11 protein-coding genes are annotated in these 23471 nt (G+C 41.3%); 3 read left to right on the plus strand and 8 right to left on the minus strand.

Going from position 1 to position 23471, the window contains the following annotated elements; translation table 11 throughout:
* Positions 1-128 precede the first annotated feature (128 nt).
* Together H6G92_RS02985 and H6G92_RS02990 are read right to left on the minus strand one after the other, a co-directional pair.
* The gene (locus H6G92_RS02985; protein WP_190890564.1) at positions 129-1313 is read right to left on the minus strand and encodes an esterase-like activity of phytase family protein; all 1185 of its coding nucleotides are present in this window, start codon (positions 1311-1313) and stop codon (positions 129-131) included.
* 131 nt (positions 1314-1444) lie between these two features.
* A complete protein-coding gene (locus H6G92_RS02990) occupies positions 1445-2905 on the minus strand; it encodes a TM0106 family RecB-like putative nuclease (protein WP_190890565.1) in 1461 nt (486 codons plus the stop codon).
* A gap of 61 nt (positions 2906-2966) precedes the next feature.
* Between H6G92_RS02990 and H6G92_RS02995 the strand changes: the two genes are divergently transcribed.
* The 3 genes from H6G92_RS02995 (at position 2967) to H6G92_RS03005 (ending at position 4747) form a co-directional block, all read left to right on the plus strand.
* The gene (locus H6G92_RS02995) at positions 2967-3110 is read left to right on the plus strand and encodes a hypothetical protein (RefSeq protein ID WP_190890566.1); all 144 of its coding nucleotides are present in this window, start codon (positions 2967-2969) and stop codon (positions 3108-3110) included.
* Positions 3111-3136: 26 nt separating this feature from the next.
* The gene (locus tag H6G92_RS03000; RefSeq protein WP_190890567.1) at positions 3137-3436 is read left to right on the plus strand and encodes an HIT family protein; all 300 of its coding nucleotides are present in this window, start codon (positions 3137-3139) and stop codon (positions 3434-3436) included.
* Positions 3437-3553: 117 nt separating this feature from the next.
* Positions 3554-4747, plus strand: a complete 1194-nt coding sequence (locus H6G92_RS03005; protein ID WP_190890568.1) for an aminotransferase class V-fold PLP-dependent enzyme — start codon at positions 3554-3556, stop codon at positions 4745-4747.
* 140 nt (positions 4748-4887) lie between these two features.
* Here the strand turns inward: H6G92_RS03005 and H6G92_RS03010 are convergent, their stop codons facing one another.
* The 6 genes from H6G92_RS03010 to H6G92_RS03035 form a co-directional block, all read right to left on the minus strand.
* Positions 4888-5652, minus strand: a complete 765-nt coding sequence (locus H6G92_RS03010) for a class I SAM-dependent DNA methyltransferase (RefSeq protein WP_190890569.1) — start codon at positions 5650-5652, stop codon at positions 4888-4890.
* 57 nt (positions 5653-5709) lie between these two features.
* Positions 5710-7149, minus strand: a complete 1440-nt coding sequence (locus H6G92_RS03015; RefSeq protein WP_190890570.1) for an aspartate aminotransferase family protein — start codon at positions 7147-7149, stop codon at positions 5710-5712.
* Positions 7150-7239: 90 nt separating this feature from the next.
* Positions 7240-13041, minus strand: a complete 5802-nt coding sequence (locus H6G92_RS03020; protein WP_190890572.1) for a non-ribosomal peptide synthetase — start codon at positions 13039-13041, stop codon at positions 7240-7242.
* A 14-nt stretch (positions 13042-13055) separates the two neighbouring features.
* Positions 13056-14099, minus strand: a complete 1044-nt coding sequence (locus H6G92_RS03025) for a TauD/TfdA family dioxygenase (RefSeq protein WP_190890574.1) — start codon at positions 14097-14099, stop codon at positions 13056-13058.
* Positions 14100-14124: 25 nt separating this feature from the next.
* Positions 14125-18774 (minus strand): non-ribosomal peptide synthetase, encoded by a 4650-nt coding sequence (locus H6G92_RS03030; RefSeq protein ID WP_190890577.1) that lies wholly within the window; start codon positions 18772-18774, stop codon positions 14125-14127.
* 18 nt (positions 18775-18792) lie between these two features.
* Complete coding sequence (locus H6G92_RS03035) at positions 18793-23388, minus strand: non-ribosomal peptide synthetase (protein WP_190890579.1); 4596 nt, start codon at positions 23386-23388, stop codon at positions 18793-18795.
* Between the last annotated feature and the right edge of the window lie 83 nt (positions 23389-23471).

Consider the following 23471-nt stretch of genomic DNA (forward strand, 5'->3'; position numbering starts at 1 on the left):
TAAATCTTGTGTAACATATTTATTAGTGAATACGGTTGAGAAATTACACGGAAACTACAGATAAGCTGGATAAAGCTGGCTAGTATATTCCGTGAATACACAGGAAAAAGTGCAATACCTTTGTACAGTTAACGGTTGAGATTCGGGAGTAAACGGCGTAATAATCTGATTAGTGGTGTTTCAATTTTAAGTTTAAAGGCTAGTATTTGGGTGCGTTGCAGAGAGTTGAAATTGTTATCACTGATGAGAATTAATGATTGCTGACCATCGGGTAGTTTAGGGCCAAGAGTTAAGCCTTCGATATTGTCTAGCAATACATCTAGGGTTCTCAAATCTAACAGAAGTTTTTTCTGAACTGGTTTAATATTCTTGGAGTCAACTGCTAAAAGGCTATCTATCTGATGAATATCATCAGATCCTTCTAAAGAAATCTGAAACAGGGAAATAGCAAATCCTAAACCAGTAAAAGACCGTTCTAAACTTAGGAAGTGTCCTTGATTATCGAGAGCAAGTAAATCGGGTAATCCACTAGCGAATTTGCCAGTCAGATTCAAGAAAGGGGAAACTGGTTCTGTTTGGTAAAGAAATTCCTTTTCTGGCTGGTTGTTAAGCAAGTTGTATTGCAAAATCCGGCAAGGACTACCGATGTTAGGTTTAGCTGCGACACCATCTTGAATTAGAGCATTTTCGGTGGCTGTGAATAGATGCTTTTTATCGGGTGTAATGGTAAGGCTTTCAAAAGCCAAATTGTTGCGGATACCTTGTTGACCACTTTTATCGGTAAACAATTTGTTTGGTATGGGAAGTGTGGCAATTTCTCTACCAGAAGATAGTAAAAACTCTTTAATAAAAGGATTAATTAATTTTGCGGCATCGCCTTCAGAAGAAATAAATACAGTTGCTTTATTAGTTAATGCAATACCTTCTGTATCAGTTTCACCAGGGCTAAATGTTTGACCGTTTTCATTTAATAATGTGGTAACACTGACAGGAACCACTCTACCCTGTTGTAAAGAACCCTTGCTCAAGTCAATTGTCAAGGTGTATAAGCGGGCATTATCTTTTTGTCCCCGGTCATCGGAAATAGCATAATAAAGGCTGTTTTTTGCATCATAGGTAATTCCAGATAAACCTCCAACTTCAGTTTTTTGGAAAGTTAAACCTTTCGCTAAAGTGGCTTCCCCGATAAATTCTATGCTACTAATTTCAACAGCATTCGTAGATAAATTTATGGCTAAGAAAATGATGATTATAATCGGAATAAATAAGTAAAAAATTCGTGGAATTGTAACTATTTTTTTAATTAGCTGCATAGTTTTTTTGCTAAAGTGTCAAAGTTACAAATAAGATATCACGCAGAAGGATGCAGGGCTGCACATCTGTGCACCGCTACAAAAACCATGTATTCCAACCAATTGAAAAACTTTAGAAAATACGAAATTTCTTAAGCTAGCCGCAAACCATATTCATCCTGAAAAAAGTTTACAAGCCAGTCTTTAACTCTCAGGGTAGCGCGACAGTCATCTTCGTTGTAGCTTTGGATAATTTCTAGTAAGGTGCGATCGCCTGTTTCTAGCCACTGATCATACCAGTAAATACACTTAGCACCACTAGCTTCTTTTTCACGCCACTCAAATCCTAACCAACGAGCGATCGCTTTCAGGGCATAACTTTCTACAGGCAATGCTACACTTTGGGTTAATTGTTCATACACATCCACAAATCGACTCAGTACAGGACGCACTAAGGAGTTGGGAGTGTTGTAAAGCTTTGCCAACCGTTTGACTGTATCAAACTCGTAGACACAAAAATGATAAATTGGCGCTTCGGGATATTGCCAAACCAAATCCAAAAATTGCTGCCAAATTAGTTCTTCGTCTTCTGGTTTATCTGCTAAAAACGAATAAAACTGTTCTGTATTGGCAAGTCTATCAACCACCAAAACCCCCAAAAGATAATTTAAATCCAAGTCTGGCTGTGCCTCAATATCAAAGTAAAGCTCTATGGGTGCTGTGAATGTAATATCTTTTATTGGTAGCGGGTAGGGTAAAACTAGGGGTCGTCTTTCCAATGCAGATTGAGCTTGCACTACTAGCTTGGGTGCTATTTCACGGTCGAAACCAAGCAGATTTTCTAGGGTGGCGGGACTGGTGTTAGCAAGAGATTCTAGTGTGGTAATGGCTAGGTCTTGGAGTTGAGTGTAGCGAAGAGGTGTTACGCCTGGTAATAGTGAGAGATGTTTTTCAGATTGAGCGATCGCATAACATTGACTATACCAATGGCAAAAATTGCACTTTTGCCGAGAAATAAACACCTCTGGCGGATTCGCTAACTCTAAAACTTGAATGAACTCCTCCAGAATATGCTGCATCCGTGGTGTCCACTTGAACAGATCCACCGCATAATTGGTGTTTTTAGTTCGCAATATGAGCGAAGCTGTTTCTGGTACTACTCCCTGCACTGTTGCCAATACTTGGGCATGAAATGCAGCGACAACTTGATATTCTTGCTTAGGACGCTTACCCAGTTCAATACTAGCTGGGACATACATCCATTCTCCAAAACGGGACTGTCCTGGTTGTCTCACAAGTAAATTTGGACGACTCAGCAGGGTGTATCCTTCAGAATAAGTTGTTAACAGTACTCCTTTGTATATATACTCAACCCCACGCTCCATTAATTCTAAAGTTGCCTTCTCTCCCTTTTCCCAGTTTCCGTAGGAATAATCTGGTTGGTGATAAGTCATCTGTGCCAAAGCATTCAGCTGATGAGCGATTTTGTCCTGTTGTAGTTTTCGCAGCAACTCATTGGGAGTATCGCGCTGACTTTTGTCACCGTGGATATCTAAAAAAGTCCGGCGTTTACAGCGTTGATATTGCAGTAGGAGTTCAGCATTAATTAGCATCCTTTTAAGTTAACAAGAATTAGCACACACTGGCAGTAACTCAGACAATAAAAGTTTTGAAGTGACGATACCTTCTCTACGTTCGCGTAGCGTCTGTCTGCGACACGCTGCGCGTAGCTTGCTGGTGGGCTACGCCAACGCCTCTACTCTTGATTTGCCGTTTACTCTATACTGTCAACAGCTAGCTAGTGAAGTCAACAAGTAGGCGTTTGCCTTTCTCCTAAGTGACAGATGAGAGAGTTGCATGAACTTTCCCCACCTATCCAGTCTGCCTTATTTCAAGAGGTGATGCTGGCAGGACAAGCTATCGTTAACGCTTTTAGTCCGTGGAAAATGAATTATGCATGTTATGGCAATAGTGAACCACATATTCATTGGCATCTTTTCCCGCGCTACGAGTCTGATCCTGATCACCAAGGTATTCCGTGGCTTCATGCATCAGAATTCAAACACCATCTGATTACTCCTCAAACAGCGCAGAATCTAGGACAAAAAGTCAGAGAGAATTTATTATTACTGATTACGAGATAAGATTTGGCTGCGATCGCTTAAATTAATCTCATCCCTATTTTTAGCGTTGCTACTAGGACAAAGTACAAATACCTCTTATATCAATAGCCTGTAAATAGCAGATATCCCTTGTAAATTATGACTAGCATTTCTGTCGCACAAACTAGGTTACATAGCCATCGAGAAGAATTTCCCGCTTTAGCGAATAAGACTTATTTCAATTATGGGGGACAAGGGCCGATGCCCCAAAGGGCAATGGATGCTATGACCCAAACTCAAACTCATGTTCAGCAAATAGGCCCCTTTGGTAATGAGGCGTATCGCTGGATAGCACCCCAGACTCAAGCCGCAAGAGAAGCGATCGCTTCGGAGTTACATGCACCAAGTCAAACAATTAGTCTCACGCAGAATGTCACTATTGGCTGTAACATCGCTATGTGGGGCATCGAGTGGCGTGCTGGCGACCATATGCTGCTCTCAGACTGCGAACATCCAGGCGTAATTGCTACAGCACAGGAAATCGCGCGGAGATTCGCTGTGGAAGTTACTACCTGTCCTCTCAAGGCGACTTTAAATGAGGGCGACCCCGTAAAAGTCATTACCCAGCACTTGCGCCCCAATACCCGCCTAGTCATATTGAGTCATGTTTTCTGGAATACTGGTCAAGTTTTACCTCTTGATAAAATTGCCGAAGTATGCAGAAATAATCATTCTTTTTTATTGATAGATGCTGCCCAATCTGCTGGTTTACTACCTTTAAACTTAACTGAATTGGGTGTAGATTTTTATGCTTTCACTGGCCATAAATGGTTATGTGGCCCAGCGGGTGCTGGTGGCTTGTATGTCCGGCCAGAAGCACGAGAAAGCTTGAAACCCACGTTTATTGGCTTGAATGGTATTGTTGTGGATAGTCAATCTCAGCCTGTAGATTGGCTTCCAGATGGGCGACGATACGAAGTGTCTACATTAGCTTATCCGTTGTATTTTGGGCTAAAAGAAGCGATCGCTATCCATCAGCAATGGGGAACCTCACAGGAACGTTACGAGCAAATTTGTCAGAACAGTGACTACCTCTGGCGGCGTTTGGTGGCGTTATCTGATGTCAAGTGTCTGCGAACTTCTCCACCCGAAAGTGGTATAGTCTCGTTTCAACTCATAAATAATCAGCCCCAAGCTAATCTCAAGTTAGTGCAATTTTTAGACTTACAAAGGATATTAACTCGAACAATTGCCGATCCTAGCTGTATACGCGCCACCGTTCATTACTTTACTTTAGAATCGGAAATCGACCTATTGGTTGAGACAATTCAAGCTTTTTGCAAAATTAATTAAAATATTTTGGTTGATTTATCCTTGGCGATCGCTATCGGTTTTGGTATTTCACCTAGATTCGAGACATTGTAATTATTCCTACCTCGCCATTAAACCACACAATTTATACTACCTGTGGTCTATCAACCTGGAAATTTTATTTACTTTGTTGCCTGCTTGCACCCAACAAAGTAAGCTTTGCCTGGTCCCCAATCATGTATATCAAAGTCAAGTTCTGCGTCGTAGACTTTTATATCTGTAAACCCTACACTTTCTAAAGCTGCTTGAACTTCTGTTCTGGAATAACATCTTCCCAGTAAATTAGTGTCTGCACGCTGCCAGTTACCATTTAGCAGATGAAATATAGTAACTTGAGTTTGGCTAATTTTTTCTTCTGCGTCATAGCTACGTCGAGCAGCCCAAGCATAATCCTCCTTAATATCCCCAACAAGAGAGCCGTTCCACCAATCTGTTTTATACCGTTCTTCCAAATTTAAGTCAAATACAAATAAACTGTTTTCTTGCAGTGCTGCATACACGTTTTGAAAAACGCGAGTTAACTCCTCTAGGCTCATAAAATGGTTGAGGCTATCAGATGTCGAAATAACTCCATCAAAAATGGCAGGCAATTCAAAAAAGCGTGCATCATCCTGGATGAATTCAACATCTGGTGCATTCTTTTGGGCATAGTCTAACATGCCTTCCGAAATGTCAATTCCAGTCACTTTGTAGCCTTTCAAGTTCAGCTGTTGTGCTAATTGTCCTGTACCACAACAGAGGTCAAGAATATGTGCTCCTAGGGAAAGATGTGGGAGCAATAATTTTTCTAAAGGCTGTAATGCCATCTCGCACAAACTTTGACCATTGCGATCGTTGTATATCCGAGCATAAATATCGTAATTCAAATGGAGTGTTGTTGCAGACATAATGATTAATCCCAGAAAATATGCAAACCTATTGAATTTAATTAATTGAAACTACTTTCATCCTTTGGCTAATTTGTCAGCAGGAACAGGTAAAAAACCACCTATTTGTAATTCTTCAACACTATGTTTGACTGCTTGAATTATGTAATTAATATCATCATCTGTATGGGCTGTTGATAGAAAACCACCTCCTCGCGAAAGGAGATAAACTCCTCTGTCAAACAGGTGATATAGTAACAAATCCATGCTATCTGAGGCTGAAGAGTTTTCTGAAGGTGTAGAATCTTCTGAATAAGCAGGTCCGAAGAGTGAGCCAAAATTAGCCATCCTAATAGGTAGTTCTTGTTCTACAAAGTAAGTATTCAAGGCTTGAACAAATTGCGATGTGCGTTGATTTAACTCCTCGTGGAGAACCGGTCCCTGAGTCTTTAAATGCTTCAGTACAGCTCGTGCAGCGGCGATCGCCAATGGATGTTTACAGAATGTGCCGGCAAAAAATGTTGTTTTTGCTTGCGGGTAAGATTCATCTCCATAATTCCACATTCCGCCGTCGATACCATCCATATAAGCAGCCTTACCAGCAATAATTCCGATGGGCATACCACCGCCAACAATCTTGCCATAAGTTGCTATGTCTGCTTCAACATCAAACCAAGCCTGTGCGCCACCTGGATGAATACGAAAACCCGTAACCATTTCATCAAAAATTAGCACTATTCCTGTTTCTTTTGTTAATTGCCGTAATTGTTGAAGAAATATTTTAGGTTGTAAATTAGGTCGCGTTGTTTGCACAGGTACAACTAAAACAGCTGCTAATTCATGCTGATGAGCTTTTATCACATCTAGTGATTGTGGCTTGTCGTAATCTAGAACCAAAATATCTTCTACAAGATTTGGCGGGATTCCTAGAGCAATTGGCGCTGTAATTGGATTGCCGTCTACTATTTGCGCCTCAACTAAAGTGCTATCAAAATGACCATGATAAGAGCCAGAAAATAAGGCGATTTTGTTGCGACCTGTTGCCGTTCGTGCCAGGCGAATCGCCGTCATCACTGCCTCTGTACCTGTATTACTAAAGGTTACTCGCTCCATCTTTGTTAGTTCACAAATCAACTCAGCTACCTCACCAGCAAACTCAGATTGCGGCCCAAGTTGTATGCCTAGCTCTAGTTGTTCCTCCAAGGCTTTTTTGATAAAAAGCGGATTATGACCAAAGAGATTTACTCCCAGCCCCATCGTGAGGTCTATATATTCGTTGTCATCAATATCCCAAATTCTTGAGCCTAAAGAGCGCTTTCCTACAATGGGATAAAACATCTCTTTTAGAGGAAAACTGAACCCTGCGGAGACCCTGTTATCTGCCATAACAGAGCGGTAGGCTTGGGTCATTTGTTTTGATGTCTTTGTGCGTTTGGTATAGCGTGCTATTAATTCATTTAGATACTTTTGTTGGCGGGTAATCTGATTTTCTGTTGCTTCTTTATTTAGAGTTTCCATGTAATTTCCTACGCTTTTAATTGTTTCAAACTAGATGTTTACTTACTCATTAATACAAAACTAGCTTTTAGGTTTGGACAATTGCCGCACTTAACTAGATAAATCTTTTATCTGTGGGGCATTCATAAAGCCAGTATGAATAAGATAAGAAAAGTAAGTACTAAGTAACTCAGCATCAGCAGGCGGACAGATAATTGAGCTATCTGCAAGTCCATCAGTTGTATTCTGGCAATCAAATTTTAATGATGGTGAATTCAAATCTTCTGTTAATTCCTCTTTCTCTTTAGCATTTTCGTTGCTAGCGAAAAAAGGTATGAGTGGATACAATGGATTGTCCAAGGAACGTTCAGCAGCATTAAGTAGCTCTGTTTGCCATTGGTTGTTAGACATTAGTTGAAGTGGATAACCAAACTCACGGATAAAATTAAACAGTTGGAACGAGCGAGCAGGGTGATGATTAGACAGGTGAAATATCTGATTGAGTGATTTTTTCTGCTTTGATAAATGAACGATCGCCTGACTCACATAATCCACTGGTGTCATGTCTACTATAGTGTCTACATCTGGCACATATCCAAGTTGAATAAAGCCTTTAATCATTCTGTATAAACGGTCATTAGTGTTACAAACACCAGTTTTACTATGTCCTGAAATACGTCCCAGTCTGTAAATACTAACAGGAATTCCTCGTTGATAGGCAGTAGTAACTAATTTTTCAGCAACCCATTTTGTTTGAGCATAGCCACCAAATGGTGCTTGACCATCATTAAACTTGTGAAGTTCTGAAATCTGCTTAACTTCACCATGACTTTCTGAGGTTAAAACGCTCAAAGTCGAAATGTAATGTACAGGTTTGACTTTAATTTCACAAGCTAATCTCAAAATTTCTTGAGTTCCAAGAACATTAGCTGCCTTCAAACTAGAGTAAGAATGCACAAGATTAATAGAAGCTGCATTGTGATAAATTACATCAATTTTACTCGCCATTACTTGAAATTTATCATTGGAAAGACCGAGTAATGGCTGAGATAAATCACCTACAACTGGGATAATGCGATCGCTTAAAGTTTCATCCCAAACTTTATATGATTCTAAATGACTTTGGAGCTTCTTCTTCCCTAATTCTGCATTAGCAGAACGTACTAAGCAATAAATATCAGCAGAAGTCTGTTGCAAAAGTTCATAAAGTAAAAAAGCTCCTACAAAACCTGTTGCTCCAGTTAAGAAAATATGAGATGGTTCTGCGGTATATTCAAAAGATGTCTGTGGGTAAATTGTCGGGTCTAATACAGCTTCGGCGTTTAAAAATGCAACATCATTAGAAACTTCTGCTTTCTCCTTTGGACTTAACTTTGCTTCTGGTAAATCAAAAGATTTGTAATCTGTGAAAGTTTCACAATGGGCAATTAGCTCGCGTAGTGCTGCTATATAATCTTGTGCCAGAATTTCTATAGTTGCTTGGCGATGAATTGCTTTACTGTATGTCAAACTTAATTGCAACTGACCATCAGCAACAATGCCGTTGATATCTAGTAAATAGTTGCGGTTTCCTCGCAGGCTGCGCCCTGGTTCAGTAGACTCTGAGGCTGGTGCAAACATAGATGATTCAAATACTTGGTCAGTTTGACCCAAGTAGTTAAATCTGACATTGGCTTTTAGTTGATGCAGTCGTGACTCACCCTTGAGATAGCGCAGCACGCCATAGCCAATACCTCGATTTGGAATGCTACGTAGCTGCTCTTTGACTGCTTTGACTGCTTCGCCAACACCGGAGGTTTTGCTGACATCTAGCACAACAGGGAAGATGGTAGTAAACCAGCCCACAGTACGCAACAAGTCTACATCTTCAAAGATTTCTTCTCGTCCATGTCCCTCTAGGTCAACTAGTAACCTTTCGTTTGTCCAGGGTTTAAAGCCTTGTACCAGCGCCGTGAGCAAGACATCGTTAATCTGGGTTTGATAAATTGCCGGGACTTTCTGTAGCAAAGCTTGCGTTTCTTGTTGGCTGAGGGCTACCGATATAGTGTGCGCCTGAGCTACTGTGTTGTCACCTTCAGGAAAATCTACCGGGATTTGGGCAAATTGCTCAGCAGCGATCGCCAACCAGTATTCTAATTCTTGTTGTAGTACTGTAGACTCGGCATATTCCTGCAATTTTTCTGCCCAATGTTTGAAGGAGGTAGTTTTAGGTGGTAGTTGTATTGCCTTGCCTTGGCTGATGTGTTGGTAAGCAGTTTCCAGGTCAGACAATAAAATCCGCCATGAAACACCATCCACAGCTAAGTGGTGGATAGTCATCAGCAGTCGGCTTGGCTTAGTATCTCCCAAGTTAAAGAAAGCTACCTGCATCAGCGGCCCTGAGGATAAGTCCAGGCTGGCTTGTAGTTGAGCTGCTGTAACTGATATTGCCGCAGCTTGTTCTGTCTGTGATAACCTTGACAAATCTACTACGGTAAATGGCACTACTTCATCGAGGTTAGCGTTAACCTGCTGCCAAGTAGATTCTTGGCGAACAAAGCGTAGGCGGAGGGCATCGTGATGTGCCAACAACTGCTTAACTACCTGTTCCAAAAGTGCGGGGTCGAGAGATTGGTGAACTTCTAGCAGGATTGATTGGTTCCAGTGGTGGGAATCGAGAAGATTCTGTTCAAAGAACCAGTGCTGAATCGGTGTAAGCGGTACTTGACCTGTCACTAGCCCTTGTTCAGCTGGAATAATTCGGTTTTTGAGAGCTACTGCTGCTAACTCGGCAATTGTCTGGTGTTTAAACAGATGCTTGGGAGTAATTTGTAGACCAGCTTGGTTAGCTTTGGCGATAATCTGCATACTGAGGATGGAATCTCCACCCAACTCAAAGAAATTATCGTGAATTCCTACCTGCTCAAGTCGGAGAATTTTCGCCCAAATCTCAGCCAACACTTTTTCAAAAGCCGTGCTAGGAGCTACAAAACTTCCTTCTAAATCCGAGCGACTCATGTCGGGTGCTGGGAGTGCCTGACGGTCTAACTTACCGTTGGGCAACAGTGGCAGAGCTTTCAGCCGTACAAAAGCAGAGGGAATCATGTACTCAGGTAGCTTTTCTGACAGGAATGCCCGCAATTCGGCAGTTTTGGGGGCAGATTGTTTTTCAGGCACAACATAGGCTACCAGACGCTTGTTACCTGATTCGTCACGAACCAGTACCACAGTCTCCCGCACCGCCGGGTGTTGTCTCAACGCCGCCTCTATTTCCCCAAGCTCAATGCGGTAGCCGTGAATTTTAACTTGGTGGTCAATTCTTCCCAGAAATTCAATGTTTCCATCAGGTAAGTAGCGAGCTAAATCCCCTGTTTTGTAAAGTCTGGTGGCTGGGAAATTCTCCTCTGCTCCTTTGCCTCCTACCTCGTCAAAAGAGTGAGAAATAAACTTCTCGCTGGTTAAATCAGGTTCGTTTAAATAGCCTCTAGCTATACCTGTACCACTAATATATAGCTCTCCTGGTACGCCTATTGGTACTGGTTGCAGATAAGAGTCCAGCAGATATACTTGGGCATTAGCAATTGGGCGTCCGATAGGTACAGTTTTAGAACGATAATCTGTTTGTCCTAGCTTGACTGGATAAGTCAGCACGCCTACAGTAGCTTCTGTGGGCCCATAATGATTAAAAATTAAGCATTCTGGCTTTAATTGTTGAATCTGCTCAATTAAATCCCAACTGCAAGCCTCACCACCAAGAATCAGCCGTTGCTTTGGTAATATTTTTTGGGCTTGAGAAGATGCTAGTAAGGCTGCAAGGTGAGAAGGCACAATTTTCAGACAGTCGATGGGATGACGATGAAAATAATCTGCTAATGCCTCTGGATTAGATGCTCTCTCTGATGAAACTATATGCAGACATCCACCACTGCACAGCGAAGGGAAAATTGTGGTGTTGCCTAAGTCAGCAGCAAAGGTAGTAATTGTAGCAAATGTATTACAGCCAGAAAGCTCTAGTCTATCTTTGATAGCGTTGATATAGTTGAACAGTTGTTGATGTTCAACAGCAACACCTTTGGGTTTGCCTGTAGAGCCAGAAGTAAACAGCACATAGATTAGATTATCTAGTCCAACTTCACTAGTGGGATTCTCATGGCTTTCCTGGACAATGTTGTGCCAGCCAGTGTCTAAAGTTACTATTTTTCCAGCGTAATCAGGTAGTGTCTCAACTAAATGCTGCTGGGTCAATAGTATTGGGGCTTGGGTATTTTGCAACCTTAGGTTTAAGCCTTCTTTCGGCAATGTTGGGTCTAAAGGTAGGTATGCTCCACCAGCTTTTAGGATACCAAGGATTCCTATGATTAGTTCAAGCGATCGCTCGGCAAACAACCCCACCAATACATCAGGTCGGACTCCCAGTTGCTGGAGATAATGAGCTAGTTGGTTAGCCTTGGTATTGAGTTCAGCATAAGTAATTTGCTGGTCTTCAAATACAACAGCAATTTTGTCTGGTGTCAGGTCTGCTTGTTGTTCAAATAAATAGTGAATACATTTATCTGGTGAATAGTCAGTTTTGGTTTGATTGAACTCAATTAATAATTGTTGTCGTTCAATATGATTGAGGATTTCTAACTTGCCAATTGCCACTTCCGGCTCATTGATTACACTTTGCAACAAAGTCTGAAATTGGCTTGCTAAACGTTCAATAACTTTTGCGTTAAATAAAGATGAATCGTAGTTAAAATCTAATGTTAAATAATCATCTCGACAAATACAAGATAATTTTACTTTAAATTTGTCAAAACAGACATATTGCTTCAAAAGCGAGAATGTAATTCCGCTATTGGAATATTTTTCAGGATATTCTAAAAATTCAAAACTAAAAGGTAAAAATGCTGATTCTATGCTTTTTTTAGTAAATTTTAGTTGCTCCCAATCAAAATATTCTTGCCATTTGTAGGCATCATTGACTAACTTACTGGCTTGATTTATAACTTCATTAATTTGTAAATTATCTTCTATAACACAAGCGATCGGTAAATATTTGCCAACTAGCCCTATTGCTTCCTCTAACTCTTCATATTTTCTACCATCGAAAGCCTGACCTACAATAATCTTTGACTCTCCAGTAATACGCCATAACAGAATTTGCCAGCAAGCTAGTAAGAATGTAGAAGTTGAAGTTTCATACTTTTGAGCTAAAGCTGCAATTTTATCTACTAAATCTGGATGAATACTTAAAGTAAAAGATTGAGGTTCAAATCTGAATTTATGTGTAATTTTATTTTCAAAAGGAAGCTGCGTATTATAAATATTTTCAATATTTATAAGTTGCCAATATTCTACTCCTGTTTTTGTGTCATCGGCTTCAATTATTTCATTTTGCCATTGAGCAATATCGGCATATTGTGTAGGTTCGTCAGTTAATTCTTCATCCTGACAACATACTGCATATAAATCACTAATTTCTTCTGCTAATTTAAAGATGGTTGCAGTATCCGCACAAAGAGATGGTAAACTAATCAGCAATATATGCTGATTTATAGATAGAGTTATTAGATATACATCAAAAATTGGCTTTTTTTCAAAGTTAAAAGGTAATCGAAATACTTCATCAAAAAGTGCTGCAATTCTGGCATCTTGTTGTTGGCTATATAAATTGCTGAAGTCAGAATAATGAACTGAGAGTTTACTGTTATCAGCTATTACTTGAAGTGGAATTGTCATTCCAGGTAGGTAACAAAAGTTTGTCCGAAGAATTTCATGTCGATTGACAAGCTTTTCTAAGGCAACCTCTAAAATTTTCTGATTGAGATTTCCCTCAATTAGAAGAGAAAACTGAGCGCGATAAGGTAGTGCCGAATCAAGTTGTTGTAACGACCACAAATGCCTTTGTTGAGGCGAAAGCCGATAACCTTCAATGATTTCCTGTTGCATTTTTCATCCTCTGATTAATTCTTACTAATAAACGGCTCTGCCATACCTGCTAAAACCTTTCGAGAGCCTATGAATGGAGCGCGTCCATGACAAGTCAACATATTGTCTAGTAACAATACATCACCAGCTTGCCAAGGAAAAGTAATTGCTTCTTGCTGATAAATTTCCCGAATACTATCTAATACAGAAGTTTCAATAGGTGAACCATCACCATAATAAGTGTTACGTGGTAAATCTTCCTCTTTGAAACCAGCTAATAGACCTTCTCGAACAGTTGGATTCAAGCTAGAAACATGAAACAAATGAGCTTGATTAAACCAGACTATTTCGTTGGTTTGAGGATGAGTAGAAACAGCCTGACAAATTTGGCGAGTTTTCAGACTATTTTGATCGTACCATTCATATTCAATGCCATTATTGCGGCAATAATCTTCTACTTCGGTTTTGCTATTAGTCTGAAAAACATCTTGCCAGGGAAGGTCTAATTTATCTCTATAGTTTCGCACATACATGACCTTTTTTTGCTGAAATTTTTCTCTAATGCTAGGAGCAATGCGTTGAAAAACTTTACGACTATCGGCAATTGGTGTTTCTCCTCCTTCCTTTGCAGGTTGCACACAATGAAAGCAAATCTTCATTGGCCAGTTGCAAGAATATGACATTTCATTGTGTAGAGGAATAGATTCTTCAGCCGGATATTCAGTTGAAGTGTAGATTTTGCCACTGACATGATGACGTGGTGTTGAACGATAAGAATAGTCTAATAAATTTCCAGCGATCGCCTGAATGAATAACTCAAATTCTGCTGCTCCATTTATCTGAAAGTTGCGAAAAAGAATGCCGCCATTCTTGAGTAAATTTGTCTCGATAAACTGTTGATTATTTTTAGCCCAAGCAGCAAGATTTAACTCTTGTATAGTAGGCTGAACTATCAAAGGTAATAGCCTACCTTCTAGACACTCTGTTTTGATCAATTCCTCTGGAGAAATGCTAACTATTTGCCGCTTAAAAGTTCCTAATTTTTTGATAATAGGTTTGTCAATCTCTGGGTTTTTCATGGTTATTTATCTAATTTAAATGAAATTAAATGCCACTAATAGACTTGCGTTTAGTCATCTTGAGCTTTTGTCTAGTGGCATTTTCTAGCTCTTTTTCTCTGATCATCTGTTGTTGTCTATCAGTTTCAGTTAGTATTTCTACAAGATTGTTTAATTTAATATTGGGCTGCATGGTAATCTGTATCAGAAGACTTTCAAAATCTTTTGCCATGCGAGCGATGGTAGCCTTTTCAAATAAGTCCACTCTGTAACCAATTGAGCCAATAAGCCCCTCTTCACTTTCTGCTAACTCAAGCCTCAAATCATGCTTTGCCCTATCGCTATCAATATTTAATGAAGTGATATGTAAATTTGAAAGCTCTAAAGATGGCATTGCAATATTTTGGAGAACAAACCACACTTGGAACAGTGGATTGTAGCTCGGATTTCGCTCAGGCTGCAACTCTTCTATCAGTTTTTCAAATGGTAAGTCTTGGTGAGTATAAGCTTTTAACGTACGCTCCCGTACCCGACTTAGCAATTCTCGGAAACTAGGATTATCAGACAAATCAGTCCGCAAAACTAAGGTATTGACAAAAAATCCGATTAGCTCCTCAAGTTCTGCTCTAGTGCGATTCGCAATGGGTGAACCTACTATAATGTCTTCCTGCCCTGTCCAGCAATAGAGTAAAGTCTTGAAAGCTGCCAGCAGAGTCATAAACAAAGTTACCCCTTCACGGTTGCTGAGGTTTTTGATTTCCTCAGTTAGGGACTTTGGTAGAGTAAAAGATTGGGTTGCACCCCGGAAAGTTCTGACTGCTGGTCTCGGTCGATCTGTAGGTAATTGCAGCAAGGGAGGAGCGCCGTTTAGTTGCTGCTTCCAGTAGTTCAACTGAGTTTTGAGCGTTTCTCCCTGCAAGTACTGACGCTGCCAAATAGCAAAGTCAGCATATTGGATGGGGAGTTCAGTAAGTGGAGAGGGCTGATTGGCAGAAAAAGCTTTGTAGAGTTCCCCTAGCTCTCGGATGAGGATTGCTACAGACCAAGCATCAGAAATAATGTGGTGCATAGTGACTAGCAACACATGCTCTGTATCATCCAGTTGCAGCAACACACATCGTAGCAGGGGACTTTTGGCTAGTTCAAAAGGTCGATTAGCTTCCTGTTGAGCTAATTTCTCAACCTCAGCTTCTCGTTCCGTCTGAGAAAGCGATTCTCTGAAAGAGACACTTCGTGAACGCAAATCCACTAATGGTAGGGTCAAGCTTAAGGTTGGTTCAACTATCTGAAACGGTTGCCCATCCACTGTCACAAATCTAGTCCGCAAAACTTCATGACGCCTGATCAGCTCATTGAAACTATGTTCGAGTGCTGCGATGTTAAGTAAACCTGTTAGGCGCACTGCTGCGGGAATGTTGTACAACGAACTGTTTGGCTCCAATTGGTTGAGGAGCCAGAGGCGTTGTTGGGAGAAGGATAGAGGTAAGTCTTTATCCCGTGAAACCGACTCAAGAGGCACAACTGTTAATCCTGACCCAGTTCTTATTGCTGTCTCAATATGCTCTGCTAATCTGGCAATAGTCGGTGACTCGAACAAATAGCGCAGTGGTAGCTCTATCTGGAAAGCTTTGTACAAGCGGGACATGACTTGAGTCGCCAGCAATGAATGCCCACCTAAATCAAAAAAGTTGTCGTGGATGCCAACCCGCTCAAGAGAAAGAACTTGAGACCAGATCCCAGCTAATAAGTCCTCTACAGGCGTGCGAGGTGCGACAAAACCTTCGTTCAATTCGGGTCTAACTGTGTCGGGTGCAGGTAGGGAGCGACGATCGACTTTACCGTTAGGCGTTAAAGGCAGTGCCTCTAGCATGACAAAAGCTGTTGGTACCATATAATTAGGCATTCGCCCCTTCAGGTAGTTTCGTAGTTCACTACTTGTAAGGACTTGCTCAGACATTGGAACAATATAAGCTACCAAGTGCTTATCGCCTGGTTGTTCCTCCCGAACCAGAACCGCCGCTTCCCGTACACCAGAGTATTGAAGTAGGATCGCCTCAATTTCCCCCAACTCAATGCGGAAGCCCCGGACTTTTACCTGATTGTCAATTCGTCCCAAGTACTCGATGGTTCCATCTGGTTGGTATCGCCCGATATCTCCAGTTTTGTAAAGTCGTTTTCCTGGTTCTTGACTAAAAGGATGGGGTATAAATTTTTCAGCAGTCAGTTCTGGACGGTTGTAGTACCCCCGTGCCAAGCCAACGCCACCAATGTACAGTTCCCCTGGTATGCCCACAGAAACTAAGCGCTGCTGGTTATCCAGTATATACATTTGCATATTAGCAATTGGAGAACCAATAGGAACTTCTTGCCTCGTGCTTGTGCGATCGCACGTCCAAGCTGTAACATCAATCGCCGCCTCAGTTGGCCCATACAGATTGTGTAGTTCTGCTCCCAAATGTGCAAAAAAGCGTTGCTGTAAATTGAAAGACAATGCCTCACCACTACAAATCACACGCTTAAGACAATTACATGCTTCTAGTCCCTGTTCTTCTAGAAAAATAGCCAGCATCGAGGGAACAAAATGAATTGTGGTGATTTTTTGTTCAGCAATTAGCTTGACTAAATAAGCACTATCTCTATGAACTCCCGGTTGGGCAACCACAAGACAAGCACCTGTAAACAAGGGCCAAAAGAATTCCCAAACAGACACATCAAAGCTGAAGGGAGTTTTTTGGAGAATACGATCTGCTTGGGTTAATTGGTAAGTATCCTGCATCCACAGTAAGCGATTGCATACTCCTACATGAGTGTTCATCGCTCCTTTTGGTACACCTGTTGAACCAGATGTGTAAATAACGTAGGCTAAGTTATGGGCTGCAATGCCTGTGACTGGATTATCGCTGGGTTCTTGGGCAATGGTAGCCCACTCACTGTCTAGGCGAATCAGTTGAATTTCGTGCCTGGGCAGGGTTTGTTTAAATTTATCTTGCGTTAATAATATTTTTGTTTGGCAGTCTTCTAAAAAGAAGGCTAAACGCTGTTGTGGATAGTCTGGATCGATTGGTACATAGGCTCCACCAGCTTTGAGGATGCCTAAAAGACCGATTATCATTTCTAGCGATCGCTCTATGCAAATCCCCACTAGTACCTCTGGCCTCACTCCTAGCTTTTGCAAGTGGTGCGCTAACTGATTCGCTCGCTGATTGAGTTCTTGGTAGGTTAACTGTTGGTCTTCAAATACTAAAGCAATGGCATCTGGCGATCGCTCTACCTGATCCTCAAACAACTGATGAATGCACTTGTCTTGGGGATAATTTACCTGAGTATCATTACACTCTACCAGCAGTTGATGCCGTTCACCTTGTGTCAATAACTGCAAATCCTTGAGGCGCTTCTCAGGATTGGCAACCATCTCTTCTAGCAAAGTCCCGAAATGCCCCAACATCCGGGTAATAGTATCTGCATCAAAACGTTGGCAATCATACCAAATATTGATTGACAACTCTGTACCACCATTTACCAGCATAGTAAGGGGGTAATTTATTGATTCAACAAAGCGAACCTCACGAATACCCAGATTTTCACTTTGCTTTGGTAAAGAAGAGTCAATGGGATAGTTTTCAAATACTAAGATACTCTCGAATAAAGGTGTACCTCGTGGCACTTCACTCCATGCTTGGACTTCGACTAAGGGGCTATAGTCGTATTCTCGTGCCTCAATTTGTTGAGTTTGCAACTGCTTCAGCCAAGGTATAAGAAAATCTTCAGGATTTGCATTGACTCGTAGTGGCAGGGTGTTAATAAAAACACCTACCATTGATTCAACACCAGCTAGAGTTGGTGGACGACCAGAAGAAGTTACGCCAAATAAGATGTCTGCCTCTCCACTGTAACGACTCAAAAGTAGAGCAAAAGCTCCTTGGACAAGAGTATTCAAGGTTAGCTGATGCTGTTGAGCCAAAGACTTTAGGGCAGATGTTGTGGCTTCAGATAGCTGGATTTGCTGCTCACTCTGGTCTAGCTTGCTGTTAGAGTCCCTAAAATTCCGATCAACTTTTAAAGCAGTAGGTGAAGTAAAACCTTTAAGCATTAGCCGCCAGAAAGTTTCGGCTTGCAGCAAATCTTGTTGCTGTAGCCAAGCAACGTAGTCTCCGTAAGGTCTGCTGCGGATCGTAGGCAAATTGTTACCTTGATGCAGCGCTTCGTAAGCGTCAAAAACTTCCTTGAAAACAATTGCCGTTGACCACCCATCTAGAATTAGATGGTGTTTGCTCCAGATAAATTGGTGTTTGTCGTCAGCTAGCTGGATCAGAGTTAGACGCATTAGCGGCGGTTTGTCAAGGTCAAAGTCCTGCTCTCGATCTGCCTGTAGGAAATTCTCTAGCAATTGTTGTTGCTCATCTGGAGAAATTCCCCGCCAATCATGCTGTTCCCAAGGTAAGTTTATATGCCGATAAACGACCTGAAACGGTTGGTCACGACGTTCCCAATGAAAAGAAGTACGCAATACTGAGTGCTGCTCCATTACCAACTGCGAGGCTTTCTTTAATGCCGAGATATTGAGAGAGCCGCTAAGAGTACAGCTAATTTGAGCTACATATACTCCTGAATTGGGTGAATAGAGACTGTGGAAAAGTATGCCTTGCTGCGTGGGCGAAAGGGGATAAATATTTTCTATATTCTTTTTATTTTCCATATTTTTAATAATGATTCACTATAGTTCTGCAAGCAGTTCATCAAACTCTTCTTGGCTCAACTGCATTTGGGGAAAATCAGAAGGCGTGTATCCTCCAGCCTCTGGAGACTGACAGTGGGTGATGAGTTCGCGCAATGCTTTGACAAAATTCTCAGCTAAAGTCTCAATCGTGGTTCGGCGATGGATATTTTCGCTATAACTCCAATTCAATTGCAGCTGACCGGAAGTAATTAAGCTGTTAACTACCAACAAGCGATCGCGGCTACCTTGCAAACTGCGTTCTGGCCCACTAGATTCGTCAACTGGTTCAAATAATGATGATGACATCACCTGGTCAAATTGACCCAAGTAGTTGAATTTCACTTGCGGTTGCGGCAGTTTTGCCAGTTCGTCGGTAATATTACGGTCTTCGTTGAGGTAACGCAGCAAGCCATAGCCAATACCCCGATGCGGTATACTACGCAGTTGCTCTTTGATTAGTTTTAATGCTGTTCCAGGTTCGGCATTTTCCCCTAAATCCAACAGTATTGGGAAGTGAGTTGTAAACCAGCCAACTGTACGTGATAAGTTAACATTATCGAAGATTTCCTCGCGTCCGTGACCTTCCATCTCCACTAACAGCGAATTTTCTCCTGTTAACTCAGCAAAAGCTTGCACTAGCGCTGTCAGCAAAACTTCGTTGATTTGTGTACGATACGCAGCTGGAACTTCCTGAAGTAGCGCTTGAGTTTCTTCTTGACTTAAGGATACTGAGACTATTTTTTCGGAAGCAGCTGTGTTATCACCTTCTAAATAGTCCACTGGCAAGGAGGAAAATGATTTCTGAGTTTGAGTACGCCAATAATCCCACTCTTGCTGTACTGCTGTTGTGTTTGCGTAGTCTGTTAGTAACTCTGCCCATCGTTTGAAAGAGGTCGTTTTCGGTGGCAATTGCATTGCCTCTCCCCTCTCCAGTTGTTCATAAACTGTTTGGAAATCTTCCAGCAAAATCCGCCAAGAGACACCATCAACAGCTAAGTGGTGGATGAGAATTAACAAGCGACTGGGTTTAGATCCACCCAAATTAAATAAAGCTACCCGGACTAGTGGGCCGGAGGATAGGTCAAGACTGGTTTGTAACTCTGCTGCGGCTGTTTCTAAAGCTTGTTGTTGCTCTGTTTCTGGGAGTGCTGAAAAATCTATTTGTGTAAATGGCACCAGATTCTCAAAATCAGCGTTGATTTGTTGCCAACTAGATTCTGTTTGTACAAAATGCAGGCGCAGTGCGTCATGGTATATCAATAACTGCTGGACTGTCTTTTGTAACAACACAGGATCAAGCGATCGCCTAACTTGCAGTAAAACTGACTGGTTCCAGTGGTGTGGTTCAGGCTGATTTTGTTCAAAAAACCAGTGCTGAATTGGTGTCAGAGGCAGGGAACCAGTTACTATATCTTGTTCCGCCACCATCACCAAACTAGTGCCAGCCGCTGCTGCTAAGTCAACAATTGTTTGGTGTTCAAATAGTTGCTTAGGTGTCAGTTTGAGACCTGCTTGATTAGCTCTGGCGACAATTTGAATACTGATAATCGAGTCACCGCCTAACTCGAAGAAGTTGTCATAAATGCCAACCTGCTCAACCCTGAGAACTTGTGCCCAAATTTCAGCCAATATTTTCTCGTTAGGTGTGCGTGGTGCTACATAGGCTGCTTTCAACTCCGGTCTAGATGTATCAGGTGCGGGTAGTAGCTGGCGATTCACCTTACCGTTGGCTGTTAAAGGCAGAGCCTTTAGCTGGACAAAAACAGCAGGGAGCATATATTCGGGTAGCAACTCCAGCAAGAATTGCCGCAGTTCACTAGTTGTCGGAGACAATTTAGCTTTAGGCACGACATAAGCTACTAACCGCTTGTTGCCTGGTTGATCCTCCCGTAAAATCACCACAGTTTCACTGACAGCATGGTGTTTCAACAATAAAGCTTCAATTTCTCCAAGTTCGATGCGGAAGCCGTGCAGCTTAACTTGGTCGTCAATACGTCCAATAAATTCAATATTGCCGTCGCTGCGATAGCGAGCTAAATCTCCAGTTTTGTAAAGGCGTTTTCCAGGAATAAAAGCATTGTCAATAAACTTCTGATCTGTTTGTTCTGGCTGATTGAGATAACCCCGTGCTAAACCAGCACCACCAATGTGCAGTTCGCCTGTTACACCAATAGGGACTGGTTGTCCCAGTGAGTCAAGTAAATAGATTTGGGTGTTCGCCAGAGGACGACCAATAGGAACGGTTTGAGATTCCTGATTAGTTGGTATGCTCTCGACACGATAAGTTAGCACGCCTACCGTGGCTTCGGTTGGGCCGTAGTGGTTAAAAATTTGACAATCTGGTGCTAATTGCTGAATCTGCTCAATCAAATTCCAACTTGTGGCCTCACCTCCTAGCACGAGTCGCTGACGGGGGAGAACTTGTTTGCTGTTCTTGGCACTCAGCAATGCTTTTAGGTGAGATGGCACAATCTTGAGGCAGTCTATAGGATGCCGGAAAAAGTAATCTGCTAAGGCTTCAGGATCGGCGGCGCGATCGCTTGATACAATATGCAGACATCCACCACTACACAAGGAAGGGAAGATAACGGTGTTGCTCAAGTCGGCGGCAAAGGTGGAAACAGTCGCAAAATTCGCACCGACGGGAAAATTCAATTTTTCTTGGATGCTGTAGAGGTAGTTGAGTAGTTGCTGATGCTCAACTAACACGCCTTTGGGTATGCCTGTGGAACCAGAGGTGTAAATTACATAAACTAAGTTCTCAGGTCTAACTTTACTAGTTGGATTGTGGCTAGCTTCTTGAGCGATGGCTTCCCAGTCAGTATCTAAGCAGACTACCCGTGTTGTCTGTGCAAAAACACGATTTACCAAATGCTGCTGAGTTAAGAGGATTGGTACTTGAGCATCCTGCAAACGCAAAGCGATGCCAGAAGTTGGTAAGGTCGGGTCTATTGGTAGATACGCTCCGCCTGCTTTGAGAATACCAAGCAGTGCAACGATCATTTCGAGCGATGCCTTCGGCAACGTCTTCGACGAACGCTCTACACAAATACCTACTAATACATCTGGCCCGACTCCCAATTGTTGGAGATAATGAGCTATTTTGTTAGCACGACTATTAAGTTCGCTGTAGGTTAGTTGCTCCTCCTCAAACACAACAGCAATTTTATCTGGTGTCTTGATGACTTGTTCTTCAAATAGTTGGTGAATGCACTTATCTTGGGGATAATCTATAGTTGTTTTGTTACATTCAATTAATAGATGATTTCGTTGGTTTTCGCTGAGAATATTTAATTTCAGTATAGCCGAATCTGGATTATTAATAACGCTTACTAATAATGTCTGGAATTGTTCTGCCAGAAGTTTAATATTATCTTCGGTAAAGTAATTTACATCGTAGTGGAATTTTGTTATTAGTACATCCTGGCAATGATTACAGGAAAGTTTCAATTTAAATTTATCTAGACAGATATATTGCTGAACAAGTGAGAACCATACATCACCAGCTAAAATCTTTCCTGGCCACTGTTCATATTCAAATTCTATAGGAAAATAAAATGTCTCTGGATGCTTGACTATTTCTTCTACTGTAAAATACTCTTGCCATTCATAGGCATCATTGACAGTTTGATTAACTTGCTGAAGTATTTCTGAAAATTTGGAATCAGTTTCAAAATGACAATTTAATGGTAAGTATTTAGTAAATAATCCTAGCGATCGCTCTAACTCTTCATATTGACGACCATCAAAGGCAGTACCAATTATAATATTCTGTTGTCCAGTGATACGCGACAACAGAATATGCCAGCAAGTTAACAAAACTATAGAAATTGAAGTTTCATGTTTTCGTGCGATCGCTTCAATTTCAGTAACTATTTTAGGCTCTAACTTCGATTCAAAGAAGTTAAACTCAAATTTAGCATAATCATTACTTTGTTGGATTTCAAAAGGCAATTTTAGAGTAGTTAGAGCAGACAAATCTTGCTTAATCCAGTATTCTTTACCAACTGCACCATCTTCATCATTGAGTAATTGATTCTGCCATTCTGAAAATTGAATATATTGTATACCTTCTTCGACTGAGAATAATTCTTCTCCTTGAAAACAAGCAGTATAAGATTGGCAAATTTCCTCAACCAGAATTTGAAGTGATTTGCCATCGGCGCAAATTGCTGGCAGGCTAATCAGTAAAATATGCTTTTGGGCTGACAGTTTCAATAAACATAGACGCAACAGAGGACTTTTATCAAAGTCGATACTTTGGTGTCTTTCTTTCTGAATAATTTTTTCTGTTTGTGCTTCCTGTTCTTGAAAGTCAAAATTACTCAAATCGATATTGTGCCAACATATTTCACTACTCTCTGATATAACTTGAAGAGGAGTTTTTATTCCTGGTTTACGAGGAAAAATGGTTCGCAGAATCTCATTTTGGCTAATAACATTTTTTAAGCCTAACTCAAGAAATTCTGTTTTGAGATTCCCCTCAATGAGGATAGCAGCTTGACTTTGATAAGCAAAGCTACCTTGTTGCAATGACCAAAGATGCTTTTGTTGAGGAGAAAGTTGAAATCCTTCGATTATTTGCTTTTGCATTGATTTTTCGAGTTTTTGTGTCTTATTTCTTCTACCAGCCAAGACAGCAAAGGAATATAAATATGATGTAGTAGTGCTAGTTG

The sequence above is a fragment of the Nostoc foliaceum FACHB-393 genome, assembly GCF_014698505.1.
Classification (GTDB): Bacteria; Cyanobacteriota; Cyanobacteriia; order Cyanobacteriales; family Nostocaceae; genus Nostoc; species Nostoc foliaceum_A.